This window comes from Enterobacter cloacae complex sp.6700776, from assembly GCF_048284255.1.
GTDB lineage: Bacteria > Pseudomonadota > Gammaproteobacteria > Enterobacterales > Enterobacteriaceae > Enterobacter > Enterobacter intestinihominis.
On record NZ_JBLVYK010000002.1, the window covers coordinates 406597 to 422624 of the forward strand.

8 protein-coding genes are annotated in these 16028 nt (G+C 49.1%); 5 read left to right on the plus strand and 3 right to left on the minus strand.

The window, feature by feature from the left end:
* Positions 1-6 precede the first annotated feature (6 nt).
* The 3 genes from ACNQ0T_RS05970 to ACNQ0T_RS05980 all read right to left on the minus strand — a co-directional run bounded on the left by ACNQ0T_RS05970 (position 7) and on the right by ACNQ0T_RS05980 (position 2707).
* Positions 7-717 (minus strand): transcriptional regulator, encoded by a 711-nt coding sequence (locus ACNQ0T_RS05970; RefSeq protein ID WP_417929761.1) that lies wholly within the window; start codon positions 715-717, stop codon positions 7-9.
* A gap of 208 nt (positions 718-925) precedes the next feature.
* On the minus strand, positions 926-1750 hold the full coding sequence (locus tag ACNQ0T_RS05975) for a DUF932 domain-containing protein (RefSeq protein ID WP_417929762.1): 825 nt from the start codon (positions 1748-1750) through the stop codon (positions 926-928).
* 93 nt (positions 1751-1843) lie between these two features.
* Positions 1844-2707, minus strand: coding sequence for a GTPase family protein (locus ACNQ0T_RS05980; RefSeq protein WP_417929763.1), 864 nt, complete (start codon positions 2705-2707; stop codon positions 1844-1846).
* A gap of 651 nt (positions 2708-3358) precedes the next feature.
* Here ACNQ0T_RS05980 and ACNQ0T_RS05985 point away from each other — a divergent pair.
* The 5 genes from ACNQ0T_RS05985 to ACNQ0T_RS06005 all read left to right on the plus strand — a co-directional run bounded on the left by ACNQ0T_RS05985 (position 3359) and on the right by ACNQ0T_RS06005 (position 15926).
* Positions 3359-6145 carry a class I SAM-dependent DNA methyltransferase gene (locus ACNQ0T_RS05985; RefSeq protein ID WP_417929764.1) on the plus strand — a complete coding sequence of 929 codons (2787 nt, stop codon included), beginning with the start codon at positions 3359-3361 and terminating at the stop codon, positions 6143-6145.
* Positions 6142-8187 (plus strand): DEAD/DEAH box helicase, encoded by a 2046-nt coding sequence (locus ACNQ0T_RS05990; protein WP_285111995.1) that lies wholly within the window; start codon positions 6142-6144, stop codon positions 8185-8187. The genes ACNQ0T_RS05985 and ACNQ0T_RS05990 overlap by 4 nt, the downstream gene beginning before the upstream one ends.
* Positions 8180-9358, plus strand: a complete 1179-nt coding sequence (locus ACNQ0T_RS05995; RefSeq protein WP_417929766.1) for a GIY-YIG nuclease family protein — start codon at positions 8180-8182, stop codon at positions 9356-9358. The genes ACNQ0T_RS05990 and ACNQ0T_RS05995 overlap by 8 nt, the downstream gene beginning before the upstream one ends.
* Positions 9359-9540: 182 nt before the next feature.
* Positions 9541-14493, plus strand: a complete 4953-nt coding sequence (locus tag ACNQ0T_RS06000) for an AAA domain-containing protein (protein WP_417929777.1) — start codon at positions 9541-9543, stop codon at positions 14491-14493.
* Entirely contained in the window at positions 14490-15926 is a 1437-nt protein-coding gene (locus ACNQ0T_RS06005) for a hypothetical protein (protein ID WP_417929768.1), read from the plus strand. Before ACNQ0T_RS06000 ends, ACNQ0T_RS06005 begins: the two co-directional genes overlap by 4 nt.
* The last annotated feature ends 102 nt before the right edge of the window (positions 15927-16028 follow it).

Here is a 16028-nt window from a genome sequence, read left to right on the forward strand (position 1 = left end):
AGGTAATTAAATCAGTGTGTTGCCCGGCTCCTCCTCTGAGGGCCCAGGAGACAGGACTTCACGGATACAGCTGAAGTGCGGAAGGGCCCGGATAAAGCCCGCCTGTGTGGTTAACTGGCTGAGACGTTTTAGCGGGGTGAACGTTGTATTGAGGACTGTCACCGCATGGATGGTCGCCAGTGGATGCACGGTGATATATCCGTTAAGTTCACCAGTGAGGTACCAGCAGCCGTCGAGTGATATCAGGCGGTACGGGGCCAGCCCGTCACAGCGCTCTCCCTCGGCCAGCAGCAGTACCCGCTGGCAGGCGGTGATGGCACTAACAAGACGGTAGAACACCAGTGAGATGGCCGGTGACACAGACTGTGGCGGCTGCCATACCAGACACGGCATCCCTCCTGCAGTGAGCAGCATGCCCGCCAGACGCCGGTCCAGCCCCGGAAAAATATCGGCCAGTCCGGCCCGGTGTGCGAAGGTCAGCGCATCCAGCTCCCCCTGTACGCCCCCACCGGTGCTGCGCAGGCGGCATTGCCCCCGTCGATACTCAAGGTCGAGGTACATCAGCCGTTCGCGAAAATCCCGTCGCAGGGTACGGACTGACACACCAAACTCTGCAGCCAGCCGCGCCATGTTCAGCGTTTCACCTGCAACCAGGCGGCTGATTATCAGTGACAGCCTGACAGCCAGCCGATCATGACGGCGCTCTGCCTGTGTCATCTTAAATCTCCGTAATAGTTAACTGACTGAATATGAAATGATTCTAAAGAGGGGGGCGGACAGGGTATGGACATGGAATGAACTATTTTTTATCTGCCACCGGAAGCAGGCCCGACGCGGCACATCGTGAAATACGGTGAAAAAACACTCAATCCAGTGGAGGTAAAACGGATAGGGAGTGTCCTTTCCTAACATGCTGATAACAAGCTCAGGACTGAAACCCACTCAGCATCGCTTCAGCCATCACCCAGAGAGCCCGGTTGAGCTTCACATCTCCGTCGATACCACGCACGGCGCGGGTATGCGTTCGCCCGCCTTTCGCACTCCGACCACTGAGCCCGCCCTTAATCAGGTTCTCTTGAATACGCTGATATGTGGTCCACAGATCATTGCTCTCATCCTGCCAGCGGCGTGGGGAGAGTATCTGAGGTGCTGTCACTGGCTGGTGGTCCTCACCGAAACGGTACGTCAGTGCAGCCTGTGCCAGAGCCTGTTGTGCAGGTGGCGGCAGCATCAGCGACTGCATGGCATCCCGCTTCTCTTCCACACGGTCAAAAATACCCAGCACTTCATACGCCCCCTCAATCACCTGACTCACGACATCTCCTTTGTGCGGCACACGCACCTCGCCAAACGACTCACCGCAGACAAGCCCGTTCTGGCATACCGCACGGAATAGTCCCGGTAGCATCTGATACGAACTGGAGCCATCGTGAGAATTGAGCAGAATAATTTCCGGCACCTGCTTACCGGTAATCTGCCCCTCCCGACGCAGGCGCAGCATATGCTTTGTATGCTCGCGACGCCCCGGGTCACGCACTCGGGTCTGACAGGCGAAGAAGGGCTGAAAGCCTTCCCGCTGCAGGCTTTCCAGCAGGGAGATGGTGGGGATGTATGTGTAACGTTCACTACGCGATTTATGTTTGTCCTCGCTGAATACGCTGGGTACAACCCGAAACAACTCTTCACGGGTTAACGGACGGTCACGACGAATAATATTTGCTGCGCCAAAGCGCGAAGCCAGACGGGTCATAAGCAGACTCCTCATGATGGAAAATAAAGACTAAAAAGCCCTGTCGCTCAAATGGCGACAGGGCTCAGGAAACGACGGATTAAGTGGCAATATTCAGAAGAATAAATTCCAGACGGCACGAGCGACCGATACCACGGTGTCACGTACAGCCTTGATAATAGTGCGAACCGGAGCCGGTATCAGGGGCATGCTGCTTACCGTGTCCAACACAGAGCCAACCGTCTCACCAAAATCGTCGCAGGCTTTTTTATTAACGGCATCGGTACGAAGTGGCGCACTGAGCTGTACCGCTACCGGGCTACTGGCCTCACGCGGAAGGCAACGAATCATCCGCTCCGCCATCACCCGCAGCCCCCACTGCAAACGTACCGACACCGCGCAGACAGGGTTTACAGGTTGGAACAGCTCATGCAGCAGACAGATTTTGCGGCTGATATTTTGTTTCTGCACTGTAGACAGCTTTTCACCACCGCAAGTGGGTTCAACCTTGTCGGACTGACTGATAACAAACAACACCTTATGCCGGTATGTTTCACCAATCACCTGCCGGTAAAAATGTTCATCCACCGCCAGTGCCCGGTCATCGGCCTTAATCAGCCATAGCACCAGGTCCAACCGAGGAAGATGTTCGCGATATAGGGCGGCGTATTCAGCATCGTGTAAGCTACTTTCCCCCACACCTGGTAGATCAACAAGGGTCATAACGCGCTCGCCCACTTGTAGGCTAAATTGCAAGGGTTCGCGTGTGCAGGCGACCACATCGCTAACGGGTGAAACCTCACTGGCAAACAGGGCATTGCATAACGACGATTTTCCCGTCCCGGTTTTACCCATAATGCCGATTACCGGCTCGTACTGCGTGAGACTGCGAAGACGTTCAAGGATAAGGTTGCGAAGCGTGTTTGGCAGTGACGCCAGTGGTTTTTCAAACGCCTGTAGGCCGTCAGATTTTTGCATACGAATATCTCTGTGTGAAAAAAAAGACCCCGCGATCCGGTAAAGGATGTGGGGGATTCACGTAGATAATATCTATCTGAATTTATTTGAAATATAAGCAGAAACCTGTAACTGCAGCAGTGCCACTTTTAAATACCGCTCATGGCGACTGACGGCTTTTTGCTAATAAGAGACATTTACGCTTAGGTTTAGATATCGAAATTAGTACTCCAATATAGATAGAACATGGAGTGAACCGAATTGCCACTGCGAGACAAGAACCGTTGGCCCCTTTGGTTCGAAGGATTGCAGGAAAGTCATTTCCTGTGCTGAAGAGGGCTTCTGATGCAACCTGAGAATGTTTGAAGAACAACAGAAAGAATGACGTAAGTTACTCATATGCGATCGCCTAATATGTCATGACATTAGTAGCATTTAAGTGAATGAAAATCTGTACATTTGTTCGAATTTATCTCGAAGCTAGAAATCTCGCCATAAATACATAAAGGGGTTTTGTGAAACGAGAGCCTGAGGCTGAATCTGCTACAGAGCTGGGTTCTATTCTGTTAAACTTACGGTCAAAAATTTCCAAGAAAACCTAGGATATGGCATGAGTTCACTGCACATCGGTAGCAGCAGGGCGGTCACATGCCAATGGAGAGCCGTACGCAAATGAACGCCGTAGAAATTGAACAAGCCATCACGGATCTTGCAGAGCAACCCTTTGATCCCATAGAGTTTCCTTATGCTTTCCTTGAAGCCTTTGGTAACAAAGAAACGACTATCAAACGCTTGCGCGCCGGAGCATCGAATAAGTCCGATTTGGGCGGCGTTCTTCAGACCAATAACATTCACATTTTGGCTAGTGAAGAAGGGCAAGTAACACAAATGCTGGCTTCGCTCAAAGCCAGCCCGGCAACAGGCAAGGCCAAGGCTAAATTCATCCTCGCCACAGACGGAAAAGACTTCGAAGCTGAAGATCTCATCAGTGGCCAGACTGTCGCTTGCGCCTTTAAAGACTTCCCCGATCACTTCGGCTTTTTCCTACCATTGGCGGGTATTAGTACAGTTCGTCAGATCAGTGAGAACGCTTTTGACATTCGGGCTACCAGTCGCCTGAACCGTCTATATGTCGAGTTGTTGAAAGATAACCCTACTTGGGGTACGGCGGAGCGCCGTCATGACATGAACAAATTCATGACTCGGCTGATTTTCTGTTTCTTCGCTGAGGATACTGACATCTTCGTGGGCAAGGGGCGCTTTACTGAAACCGTTGCGCAGATGAGCACCAGAGATTCGTCGAATACGCATGAAGTTATCGCTACCTTGTTCCGTACAATGAATACTAGCAACAAAGATAGAGCTGCCGCTGGAATCCCGCGTTGGGCCAATGAATTTCCTTATGTCAACGGACGCTTGTTCTCTGGAAGTAATGATGTACCACGGTTTAGTAAGATTGCACGGTCTTATTTGCTCCACGTGGGTAGCCTTGACTGGACCAAGATAAATCCGGATATCTTTGGCTCCATGATTCAGGCAATTGCCGAAGATGAAGAGCGCGGAGAGCTGGGTATGCATTACACCAGCGTACCCAACATCTTAAAAGTTTTGAATCCACTATTTCTTGACGACCTGCGTGCACAGCTGGACGAGGCTGGTGACAATCCACGTATGTTGCTGAACCTGCGCAAACGCATTTCCCACATTCGTGTGTTCGACCCAGCGTGCGGTTCTGGGAACTTTTTGGTTATCGCGTATAAGGAAATGCGTGCCATTGAGGCCGAAATCAACAAGAGGCGCAGTGAGCCGGATCGTGCCTCGGATATTCCACTTACCAACTTTCGCGGGATTGAACTACGAGATTTCCCGGCAGAAATCGCCCGCCTTGCGCTTGTTATCGCTGAGTACCAATGTGATGTGCTGTACCGTGGGCTGCGGCTGGCCTTGGCCGAGCTTCTTCCTTTACGCAACGAAAATTGGATTACTTGTGGCAATGCACTGCGGCTCGACTGGTTAAGAATTTGTCCGCCAACGGGAACCGGTGTGAAATTACATGGTGACGACTTGTTTGGATCACCGCTTGATCAGGCAGAGATTGACTTTGAAAATGAAGGAGGAGAGACATATATTTGTGGAAATCCTCCGTACAAGGGTAGCCAAACCCAAACTGATGACCAAAAAAATGATCTAAAAGCCATATTCGATAAACGCACAACTAATTGGAAGTCATTGGATTATGTTGCAGGTTGGTTTATGAAGGCTGTCGACTACGGTAGTCAAACTGACTCGTCTGCTGCGTTCGTCTCAACTAATTCCATTTGTCAAGGTAGACAGGTCGAAACCCTTTGGTCGTTGATTTTTGCAGCCAAGCATGAAATATCCTTTGCTTATACGTCCTTCAAATGGGCAAATCTTGCTAGCCACAATGCGGGAGTGACTGTCATTGTTGTGGGAATTTCGAATCATGTTAAGGGACCCCGGAAAATATTTTCCACAACTGAGGATTTGGGGACCATCATAAAAGAAGTGGACAACATCAATGCGTATCTTGTCGCGGGTAAAAGCACAATTGTTGCACAGCGAAGTTTTCCTTTATCCGAAGTAAGTGTAATGGATTTTGGTTCAATGGCGAACGATGATGGTGGCCTTCTTTTTGACAGTTCAGAATCAAGTCGTGCAGTTAATGATTATGGTGCTGATATTTGTTATTTTCGAAAGGCTTGGGGAGCTAAGGAGTTTATTTCTGGAACTCCTAGAGCTTGCCTGTGGTTAAATAAAGACAGTGCTAAAAAAGCAATTCTGAACTCTTGGATTTCAGACCGAATTGAGATCACACGTAAGGCCAGAGCAAATAGTCCTCGGGCAGCGACAAAAAAACTAGCAGATATTGCTTACAGATTTGGTGAAGTGAGGCAAGACGGCAGCGAGCGAATCATTATTGTTCCCAGTGTCAGTTCTGAACGTAGGGAGTATCTTCCATGTGGTTATCTCGATGTTGGTTCAATCGTTATCGCTCCGAATCTTGCTCTCTATGATTCCCCGCTTTGGAATATGGCGCTTATTGCTTCTAGGTTGCATTTGGTATGGGTGGCGACAGTCTGCGGGCGTATCAAAACTGACTATCGCTACTCTAATACCCTTGGCTGGAATACTTTCCCTGTCCCACCACTCACTGAGAAAAACAAGGCCGACCTTACGCGTTGCGCAGAGGATATCCTACTGGCGCGGGAACACCACTTCCCTGCGACTATTGCGGATTTGTATGATCCCGCGAACATGCCTCCTGACCTGCGTGCTGCCCATGAACGAAACGACGAAGTGCTGGAACGCATCTATATAGGGCGACGATTCAAGAACGACACTGAGCGGCTGGAAAAGTTGTTCGACCTCTACACGAAAATGATTGCTTCGGCTGCACCGGTCAAAGGTAAGAAGCGCAAAGCAGGAAATAACGAATGAACAATAAGATCAAGAATGTACCTTCCGTTTCCGTTACTTATGCACGTAATGGCGCATCAACCAAAGCTAATGTGCTTGGGATGCGTCCTATGCAGGAGAGAGCTTATGAAAAGCGCGGCGAGCAGTACTTGCTTATCAAATCACCACCGGCATCAGGTAAAAGCCGCGCACTGATGTTCGTAGCACTCGACAAACTTGAAAACCAAGGGATTAAACAGGCAATCATCGTTGTGCCGGAAAAATCTATCGGCGCGAGTTTCAACGATGAACCGCTATCGCAGTTTGGATTCTGGGCTGATTGGCATGTCGAACCTAAGTGGAACCTATGCAACGCGCCCGGTAACGACAACGGGGGCAAGGTAAGATCTTTCGGCTCTTTTCTTGAAAGTAGCGACAAGGTGCTTGTTTGCACACACGCAACCTTTCGCTTCGCGGTCGATGCCTATGGCGTAGAAGCGTTTGACGATCGCCTGATCGCCGTCGATGAATTCCACCATGTGTCAGCTAACCCGGATAACAAGCTTGGTCAGCATTTGGGGCAGTTCATCGCGCGTGACAAGACACACATCGTTGCCATGACCGGCTCCTACTTCCGGGGTGATGCGGAGGCCGTTTTGGCTCCTCAGGATGAGTCCAGGTTCGATACCGTCACCTATACCTACTACGAACAACTCAACGGTTACGAATACCTCAAGCAACTCGACATCGGCTACTTCTTTTACAGTGGCTCTTACGTCGATGACATCCTTAATGTCCTCGATCCTGACAAGAAGACCATTATCCATATACCCAACGTCAATTCGCGAGAGAGCACGAAGGATAAAATCAAGGAGGTGGAGCACATACTCGGCGAGCTTGGCGATTGGCAAGGTGCGGATCCTGCGACTGGTTTCCAGCTAGTCAAATGCCTCGATGGCCGTGTGTTGCGTATTGCTGACCTGGTGGATCCAACTAGCCAAGGCAAGATTCAGGAAAGCCTTCGAGCTGCAGAAATGAAGACAGACCGTGACTATGTGGACATCATTATTGCACTTGGTATGGCGAAGGAAGGTTTCGACTGGATCTGGTGCGAACATGCGCTGACCGTTGGTTACCGTGCCAGCCTGACTGAGATCGTGCAGATCATCGGTCGCGCTACTCGTGACGCACCGGGTAAAACCCGCGCGAGATTTACTAACCTGATCGCCGAGCCAGATGCTGTAGAGGGTGCAGTAACTGAGGCAGTCAACGATACCTTGAAAGCCATCGCGGCAAGCCTGTTGATGGAGCAGGTGCTGGCTCCGCGCTTCGAGTTTAAGCCAAAGAATCCAGAAAGTGGCCCGACTCCAGGCTTTAACTATGGTGATGGAGGGTATGATCCGGATAGCTGCAATTTGGGTGTTCATGAGCAGACAGGAACGTATCAAATCGAGATCAAGGGGCTTGCCGCGCCCAAGAGCCAAGAAGCGGCACGCATCTGTCAGGAAGATTTAAACGAAGTGATCGCAGCTTTTGTTCAGGATAAGCCCGCCATCGAACGTGGTTTGTTCGATGAAGAGCTGATTCCTGAAGAATTAACACAGGTTCGTATGGGTAAGATCATCAAAGATAAGTATCCTGAACTTGACGCTGAAGATCAGGAGGCTGTGCGTCAGCACGCTATCGCAGCGCTTAACCTCACGCAGCAGGCCAAGCGTATTGTCAACGGCGAGAACGATGGCACGCTCAATACTGCCCTTATTGACGGAGTGCGTCGCTTTGCGATGGACGTACGCGATTTAGACATAGACCTTATCGACCGCATCAACCCCTTTGGTGAAGCCTACGCCATCCTTGCTAAGACGATGAGCGAAGACAGCTTGAAGCAGGTCGCGGCTGCCATCTCGGCCAAGCGTACCTCGATCACGCCTGAAGATGCCAAAGTGATCGCCAAGCGTGCCGCTGAATTCAAACGTGAACGTGGGCGCCTCCCATCGTTAACTTCGCCGGATGCCTGGGAAAAGCACCTTGCTGAAGGTGCAGCCGCGTTTATGCGTTTTAGGGCGGAGGGACGTTATGAGTAATTCTGATTTAGACGATTTGGCGGCAGAACTTGCCGAGTTTGCACCACCTGAGAAGAAAAAAGGACGCCCAGCCAGCGAGGAACGCATCATCGCAGGTTTTGAGGAAATTCAGCGCTTCGCTGACCAACATGGGCGTGCGCCGCAACACGGCGAAGAGCGTGAGATCTTCGAGCGGCTCTATGCAGTGCGACTCGACCGTCTACGCACTCTCCCAGACTGCCGTGCCTTGCTTGAGCCGCTGGATCATCATGGCTTATTGGCCGGAGGGGGGGAAGTAGCGGAGTCAGCGGACGAAATTATCGATATCGATAATTTGGCTGCCGAACTGGCTGATGTTCCCAGCGAGGACGATATCACAGTCTTGCGCCATGTTCGTGCTAGCGCCGAAAAGCGTGCTGTACAAGGGATCGCGGATCGCAAGCCGTGCGAGGATTTTGATGCGTTCAAACCGCTATTTGAGCAGGTGCGCAGTGATCTAAGTTCAGGGTTAAGAGTGACCCGACCTTTTGGGCAGTATGCGACGATCGAAGTAGGCCATTGGTTCATCCTGGATGGTCAAACGGCTTATGTGGCTGAGGAAGGTGAAGAGTTCGATTCTCCACAGGGGAAGAAGGATGCTCGACTGCGTGTCATTTACTCGAATGGTACGGAAAGCAACCTACTTCGGCTGTCACTGGTTCGCGCTTTGTATAAAGACGAAACAGCACGCCGAATTACCGATCCAGACATGGGGCCTTTATTCAGCGATGCTCTCGAAGAGAGCGGTCTAGAAAGTGGCACAATTTATGTGTTGCGCTCGCTATCTGATAACCCTTATGTGGCTGAACATCGTGATGTCATTCACAAGATTGGTGTGACTGGTGGCAAGGTAGAGACTCGTATTGCCAATGCTGAACACGATTCCACCTATCTGTTGGCGAAGGTCGAGGTGGTAGCTTCATACAAGCTCGCAGGCATCAACCGCACCCGAATGGAAAACCTGTTTCACAGGTTGTTTGCACCCGCACGGCTTAACATTACCATTAATGACCGTTTCGGCCATCCAGTGCAGCCCGAGGAATGGTTTCTCGTTCCGTTATTCGTCATCGATGAGGCTGTAGCACGTATCAAGGATGGTAGCATCATTGGGTATGTCTATGACCCCATGTCTGCGAAGCTGGTGAAGGCATAGGACAAAATTCACGCATTATGATGAAAATCACCAATACAGTTCGCAGGGATATTACTTCCAGAGAGAATAACGGCGATAGTGGGCATTGTTTACTTAAGCTACAAAGCACTACTGAGATGGTTAGTCAGGATCACTAGATATATCAGTTTGAAGTCCTAGGGGGGATTCCGTTGGAATTAGAAATGTGGGATGGCGGTTTACAAGAGCAAGAAGTGGCAGCTATTGAGAAAATAAAGGCTGCGTTTTCGGATAATTCATCCAAGTCTGACAAGCCTGTTCGTGGAGGTTCTATTGGCGAGCAGCTACAAAGGTATGGTTATACCGGCAACGGAATGTTCCCCTGGAAAGGTTATGCAGGTTTTCGTTTTGTTGAGGCAAAAAAAGAAGGTGAATTTGATTTAGTCATTGTTACGCATTGTAATGTGATCATAGTTGAGTTGAAGGACTGGAACCATCAGCCCGTAACTGCGCGCGGAGAGACTTGGTATAAAGGTGATAAGAACATGGGACGCTCGCCGGTAAGCGTGACCCGTGGCAAAAAGTTCACGTTGGACAACAAACTCAAGCGTCTGGCAGACCGTTTTACGAACAAAGGCTATGTTCCATTTGTACATTTCTTTGTTGTGATGACTGGCAATGCGGACTTCAGCAAGTTACCGGAAGAACAACTTCACCATACAATCTCGTTAACAGATTTTCTTAAATTTGCTGATCGCAACACATTCAACAACTATTTCAGACCCCATCCAGACTCCCAGGTTCTAAACAAAGATTTTCCCCTTTTTGATAACCTTTTCTTAGGGCCTCAGACAGCGCCAAAAGCCCTGCGGGTTAATGGCTTTGAAGCTAAGGATATGATTTTCGAACATCCTAAAAAGGTGTATCGGGAATACCTAGCAAAATCAGAGATATCGGCAAATAGCGAAGCATTACTCAGGGTATGGAATTTCCGGAACATCCAAGGGACGAAAGCGTACACGCCGGAAGGAAGAGCTGAGATCGTTTCACGTGAGCGTGAAGTGTTACAGCACATTAATCACCAGAACCGGGATCTGTATAACCACTGTCTGAGGTCTTTGACGAGTTTTCAGAAAGACGAAGTGACTGCCGAGTACAGTGAAGTCTATGAGCTTCCGCCGGGTCATGTTCGGTTTAACGAATTCATCGGAAAGTATGGAAAGGCGTTTTCAGATCTGGACCGGTTGAATGTGGTCAAATTGCTTATTGCGAAGTTTAGCGATCTCCATGAGATGAAAATTGCGCACAGGGATATCGCCGATCACAGCCTGTGGATTTCACCTTCAAAAGAAGTTGCCCTTTCGAACTTTATTTCGGCATACCACCGGCCAGCCGGAACGGTCGGCGATTACCGTAAGCTTTTATCCGTAGGTGCAGTTGAGGTAAAAGACATGCTTGATGAGGGCGAGCTTACGCCTTTTCAGCAGGATGTTCATGCCCTGGGCCTTGTAGCCTGGCACTTGTTAAGCGGTAAGCGCATGTCGCCCAAGAGTCTGGAGACAGTACAGGACAGTATGCTAAACAGCCAGCACTGGTATTCATATGTATTACTGGATGCCGTTGCTGCAAAATTTACTTCCGCGACAGAATTCTTTGTTGTCCTGAAACAAGCCGAACCTGCGGGCAAGGCTATCCCAACATTTGATGATACTGAGCTTGACCCTTACCGGCATGCTATCAACCACTCTCGTCAGTACCGGGAAGACGATGACTTTCTGGTAGAAACATCCGACAAAGAAGTTTATATCTCGGGTGGAAGGGTCGTGAAGGCTTGGCTGAACGTTGGGGGGCAGGGAGACGATCCGTCAGTAAACTTCCAGGTTATGAAGTTTTTAAAACAGGTTGAGCAGCTTTCTTTAGTTAAACCAACGTATCTGCCTGAAATTCGTGAATTCGGTATTGCATCCAAATCATCAAGTCTGTACATGGTCACGGATCAGGTACTGGGAGAAACTTGGGATAACATGGTGGTCCCGGATGATGAAAAAATCGACCTCATTGATAAGTTTGTCGCCGCCGTTGAGCACTTGCACGGACTTGGTGTTTCTCATGGGGACATCCATCCTGGTAATGTGATGCTTGGGACACAGAGTCGTTCGCTTTTCCTCATCGATATCCCCGATTTTTCACCGTCCGGTGACGAAACTAAAAACCACAGCTACAGCCCTGAATACATCGATAATTGTACTTCCTTTGAACGCGACAACTATGCAGTGATGAAGATGTCTTGCGAGTTGTTAGGTTTGTCATGGGGGCAGGAATCAGGCATTTATCCGACTATTGCGAATGCCATCCGGGCTGAACTGGAGGATCCTGTTTTTGGGTTTAAGGATTTAGGGCGATTTAAAAAAGCGATAAACAGTAATGACCTAACGTCAGAACAAGCCCTGATAGAGATAACAGCAGGAAATGCCGATGAAATCATCTCTGTCCTGCCAGATAACGGGCATCTGTATGTCAAAGTTGAACCAAATCCTAAAGTCCCAGCTGAAGTAAAAGTAACTTTCACCGGGATAGGTGGCGGTTTCACTGCAGTGTTCCACAAAGAGCAGAAAACGCTGATTCATGGCTTCAGACCATGGGCTCGCGCCACAATTCGTAAGCAAGATATTGATGAAAGTCAGTTCGAAATTGGTACTGGCATCAGGATTATTCCCGGCAGTCCGCAGGATATGTCGGCGTTGACAGTATTGCTTAATGAAGAAGAATCTTTTGCGCGGGCAATCGAATTGATTGCCGCACCTGAAGACGTTCAGGAACAGGATCCGCTTACGCTTCAGCTAAAAGATGCCTTTGCAAGACTTGATAAGCAGGCGCTTGAACCTGCTTTAAAAGAAGTGCTGGAAATCCCGACGGTGAAGCTGTGGCGCGCCATTCTGGATACTGAAACGGAATCCTATCCAAACATTGAAGTCAGCGGGGAGGTGGTCCCGGTTGCAGATGCTCATGGAGAGCTTCTTCTCCCTTACTCTGCAGACGTTGATCCACTTGGCGCTTTCAGAAGTAGTGATGAAGTCGAAGCCTTACAGGTCGATCAGGAAGGTGTTGAGCGATTTATAGGTGAGGTGTCACTTAAGAAGTCAGAGCTCAAAGAGATCCGTCTGGTCAAAGTGCGTTCAGCAGCCTACAGGCTGAAGGATTCTGATATTGTCTTCTTCCGTACAAAGCAGGATCGGGCGTCTTATCAGAAACGTAAACGCGCACTGGAACGTCTCCTAGATCGAGAAAGTGTGCTGCCTGACTTAATTGACCTGTTCGACCCATCCTGCAAGCAGGTGGCTCAAAATTATGGTATCACTCTCAGCGATACCGATTTTGCCAGATACGACCGTGAAGACCAGCACGGAAACAAGATCAGTCTGAATGAGCAGCAAAGAAAGGCGTTTAACAAACTGGTCAATAATGGCCCTCTCTCCCTGCTTCAGGGGCCACCGGGGACCGGTAAAACCGAGTTCATCGCGGCCTTTGTCCACTACCTGATCGAGAAACAGAATACCAAACGCATTTTACTGGTCAGCCAGTCACACGAGGCTGTGAATACAGCGGCCGAGCGCATCAGAAAGCACTGTTCCCGGCTTGGTACAGAGCTGGACGTTGTCAGGTTCAGCAACCGGGAAGGAGCCGTTTCCCCTGGCCTGAAAGATGTGTATTCAAACGCAATCACAACTGAGAAGCGCGAACTGTTCAATGCTGAAATTAAGTACCGTGTTGAAGCGTTGAGTGAAGCCATTGGTCTGGAGCCGGGTTTTATTTCGGGTGTTGTACTTGCTGAGCTCAGGTTGTTCAGACAAATCGATCACCTTGAGAAATTGCTCTATCAGGTTAACGATTTAACGGATTCAAAAGAGATCGGTGAACTGAAAGAAATTGCAGTCGAACTCGATTTTTCCATCCGCTCCAGGCTGAGTCAGGAATATGGGATTAACCTAGACAAAGGCGCGAAGGTCTCTGCAGCAAAAGACATTCTGATTTCCAAGCTGTGTACTGAGTATGGCGTCAGACCTGATGAGGCAAGACGAGTAAAGGCATTAGCTAAAATATCCCGTGATATGCAGGATGCTATGTCGGGAGAGCGAGTGAACCTAGACGAGTTTTATTCGCGTTCCAGGCAGTTAGTGGCTGGCACATGTGTTGGTATTGGACAGGGGCACATTGGCATTCAGGAGAATATCTACGACTGGGTGATCATTGATGAGGCGGCGCGCTCGATTGCAAGTGAACTGGCCATTGCAATGCAGTCGGCCCGACGCGTCCTGTTGGTGGGTGACCACCTGCAGCTTCCCCCATTGTACTCAGATGCCCACAAGGCGGCATTAGCGAGGAAGCTGGGTATCAATAACTCCCGCACTGAAATTGACGAGGTATTACGAAGTGACTTTGCCCGTGCCTTCAACTCTGCTTATGGTGCGCAAGCGAGTGCAGCTCTGCTGACCCAGTATCGTATGGCTCCACCGATTGGTGATCTCGTATCGAAGACGTTCTATGACAGGAAGCTTCTGAATGGAGAACGGGCAATTCCGGATGTCTATCAGCACGCTCCAGAAGCGTTATGTAGCGTCGTAACCTGGCTTGATACTGCTAATCTGGGCCACCGGGCACATCATCTTGAAGATCGCGGAACAAGCATTTACAACCGATGTGAAGCTGACGAGATTATTTCTGTTCTTAAACAGGTGTCAGAGAATGAAGAATTTGTCGCTCAGCTTTCAAAGCTCGTTAACAAAGATGAAGCCGCTATCGGCGTGATATGTATGTATGCCGAACAAAAGCGGCTGCTCCGTCAGAAATTCAATCAGGAAATCTGGAGCGAGGGATTTAAGGACATTGTTAAAATTGACACTGTTGACAGTTATCAGGGCAAGGAAAACCGGATCATCATTCTGTCACTGACGCGTTCGGATAAGCAGCATAGCCCAGGTTTTTTACGCGCTCCAAACCGTATAAATGTTGCGATGTCACGCGCAATGGATCGCCTGTTGATTGTGGGTAATGCCGATATCTGGAAGGGAAACAATAAAGAACTGCCATTAGGCTCAGTTGTAAGTTATATGGCTGAACGAGGCCAGGAAGCTGGATACAGGTTCCTCTCCGCTCAGCAGGGAGGGAAAAAGAAATGATATCTGATAACAAAGTAACCTATCACGAGGTTGACTTCCTGCTGCCCGCACAGAGGTTTAACATTCAGTTTTCCTATGTTTCCCAGAAGGGGCTGCCATTCATCCGGGAGTTTGTGCTGAGACTTGTTCATGTAGCCTCGATGAGCAAAGCACAAATAGCAACCTATTTCGGCCTGACCCACCGTGAGACAGAGGAGGCGATTTCCGATCTTGTGCAGCGTGGCGAATTGACGCTCTCCTCAGACGGCAGACTGACCTTAACCGACAAATCAAATGGCTATTTTTCAGAGGTTGGCGAGATACCGCACCTTTCAACTATCCAGGACAGTGGCGGTACCTTATCCTTTGATTTAGCTACATTTAGCTGCTTCAGCAACCAAACTTTCCAGGACCACTGGAGGGGAGGGTTAACATTAAAGGTTGATGACAACAACATTTCTCAAAGTGAGAAACTGGTTGAGAAGCACTTTCAGTACCAGTTTAATCAAATCCTAGATAAAGGTTATCTGTCTCACCTGCAGGTTCAGGGCGGAAAAGAACAACCTTCTATCTATACCGTTAATTCTGTTAATAAGCTGCGGCAAATACCGCTCCGTTTAACAACGGAATTTAAAATGGATAACGATGGTAAGGCTGTCGAGCGTGAAGACTATGAACAGTTAAACAGTTCGGAATGTGTTCATGAGTTAATGGCTGTTGAGATAGCTAGGTTATCACGGCATAACAATACCATGAGTATTTTTAAGGCCATGGTATCCATTAACGATGACCTTACGCTTAAGCTGTTTGACTCTAAAACGAATCAACTTAATCCATTATTTATCAAGGATATGCAGGCGCTGGAAGAATACTCAGACTCAGGCAGGACGACTTTTTTAGGCCCGGTTTATTCTAAAGACAACTGGGAAAAACTGCAGAAGGCTCTGGCACCGGTGCTTAATCAGCGTATCAGAGACAAAACCGATTATGGCGGTAGCCCGTTTGTCTGGGTAGCTCCATCAGATCCCTACTGGTCAAAGAGCATCCGATTTATCTCAAGCCTGAGCGATTTTCTTAACAGGTCGGCTACGAAGGATAAGCGGCTGTATAAACCGGTGCTGTACGTACCTGTCCAGGATGCAGCTGATGCCCGGGTTGCCAGACAGTGGAAGCATGAACTTGGGCAATTCTACGCGTGCGCTAAAGGGCTAGTTGAAGGACTGTTAGATGGTAATGTTGAGATCCTTCATCTTGAGGATGAGTTATCTGCCGTTATCTATCATATTTCGCAACCAGAAACGCTGCCTGTGACTATGCCATTGGGCTTCATTACAACGAACAAAGATGCAGTTAAGATTATTGGTGCGCTGATTACTGAATATGTCAAAAGCACCTCTGGTTTTGATAAGCCTCATGACTGTGGATTTCTTTCTTCAATAGTTGAAAAACGTTGAAAAGATAATAATTTGTTTTTTTGCCTAAATCACCTCCGTACGAGGTGGTGATTAATAGCCACCATTAAACTATTGCCCAAAGGGATAGGGGGAGCTATCTAC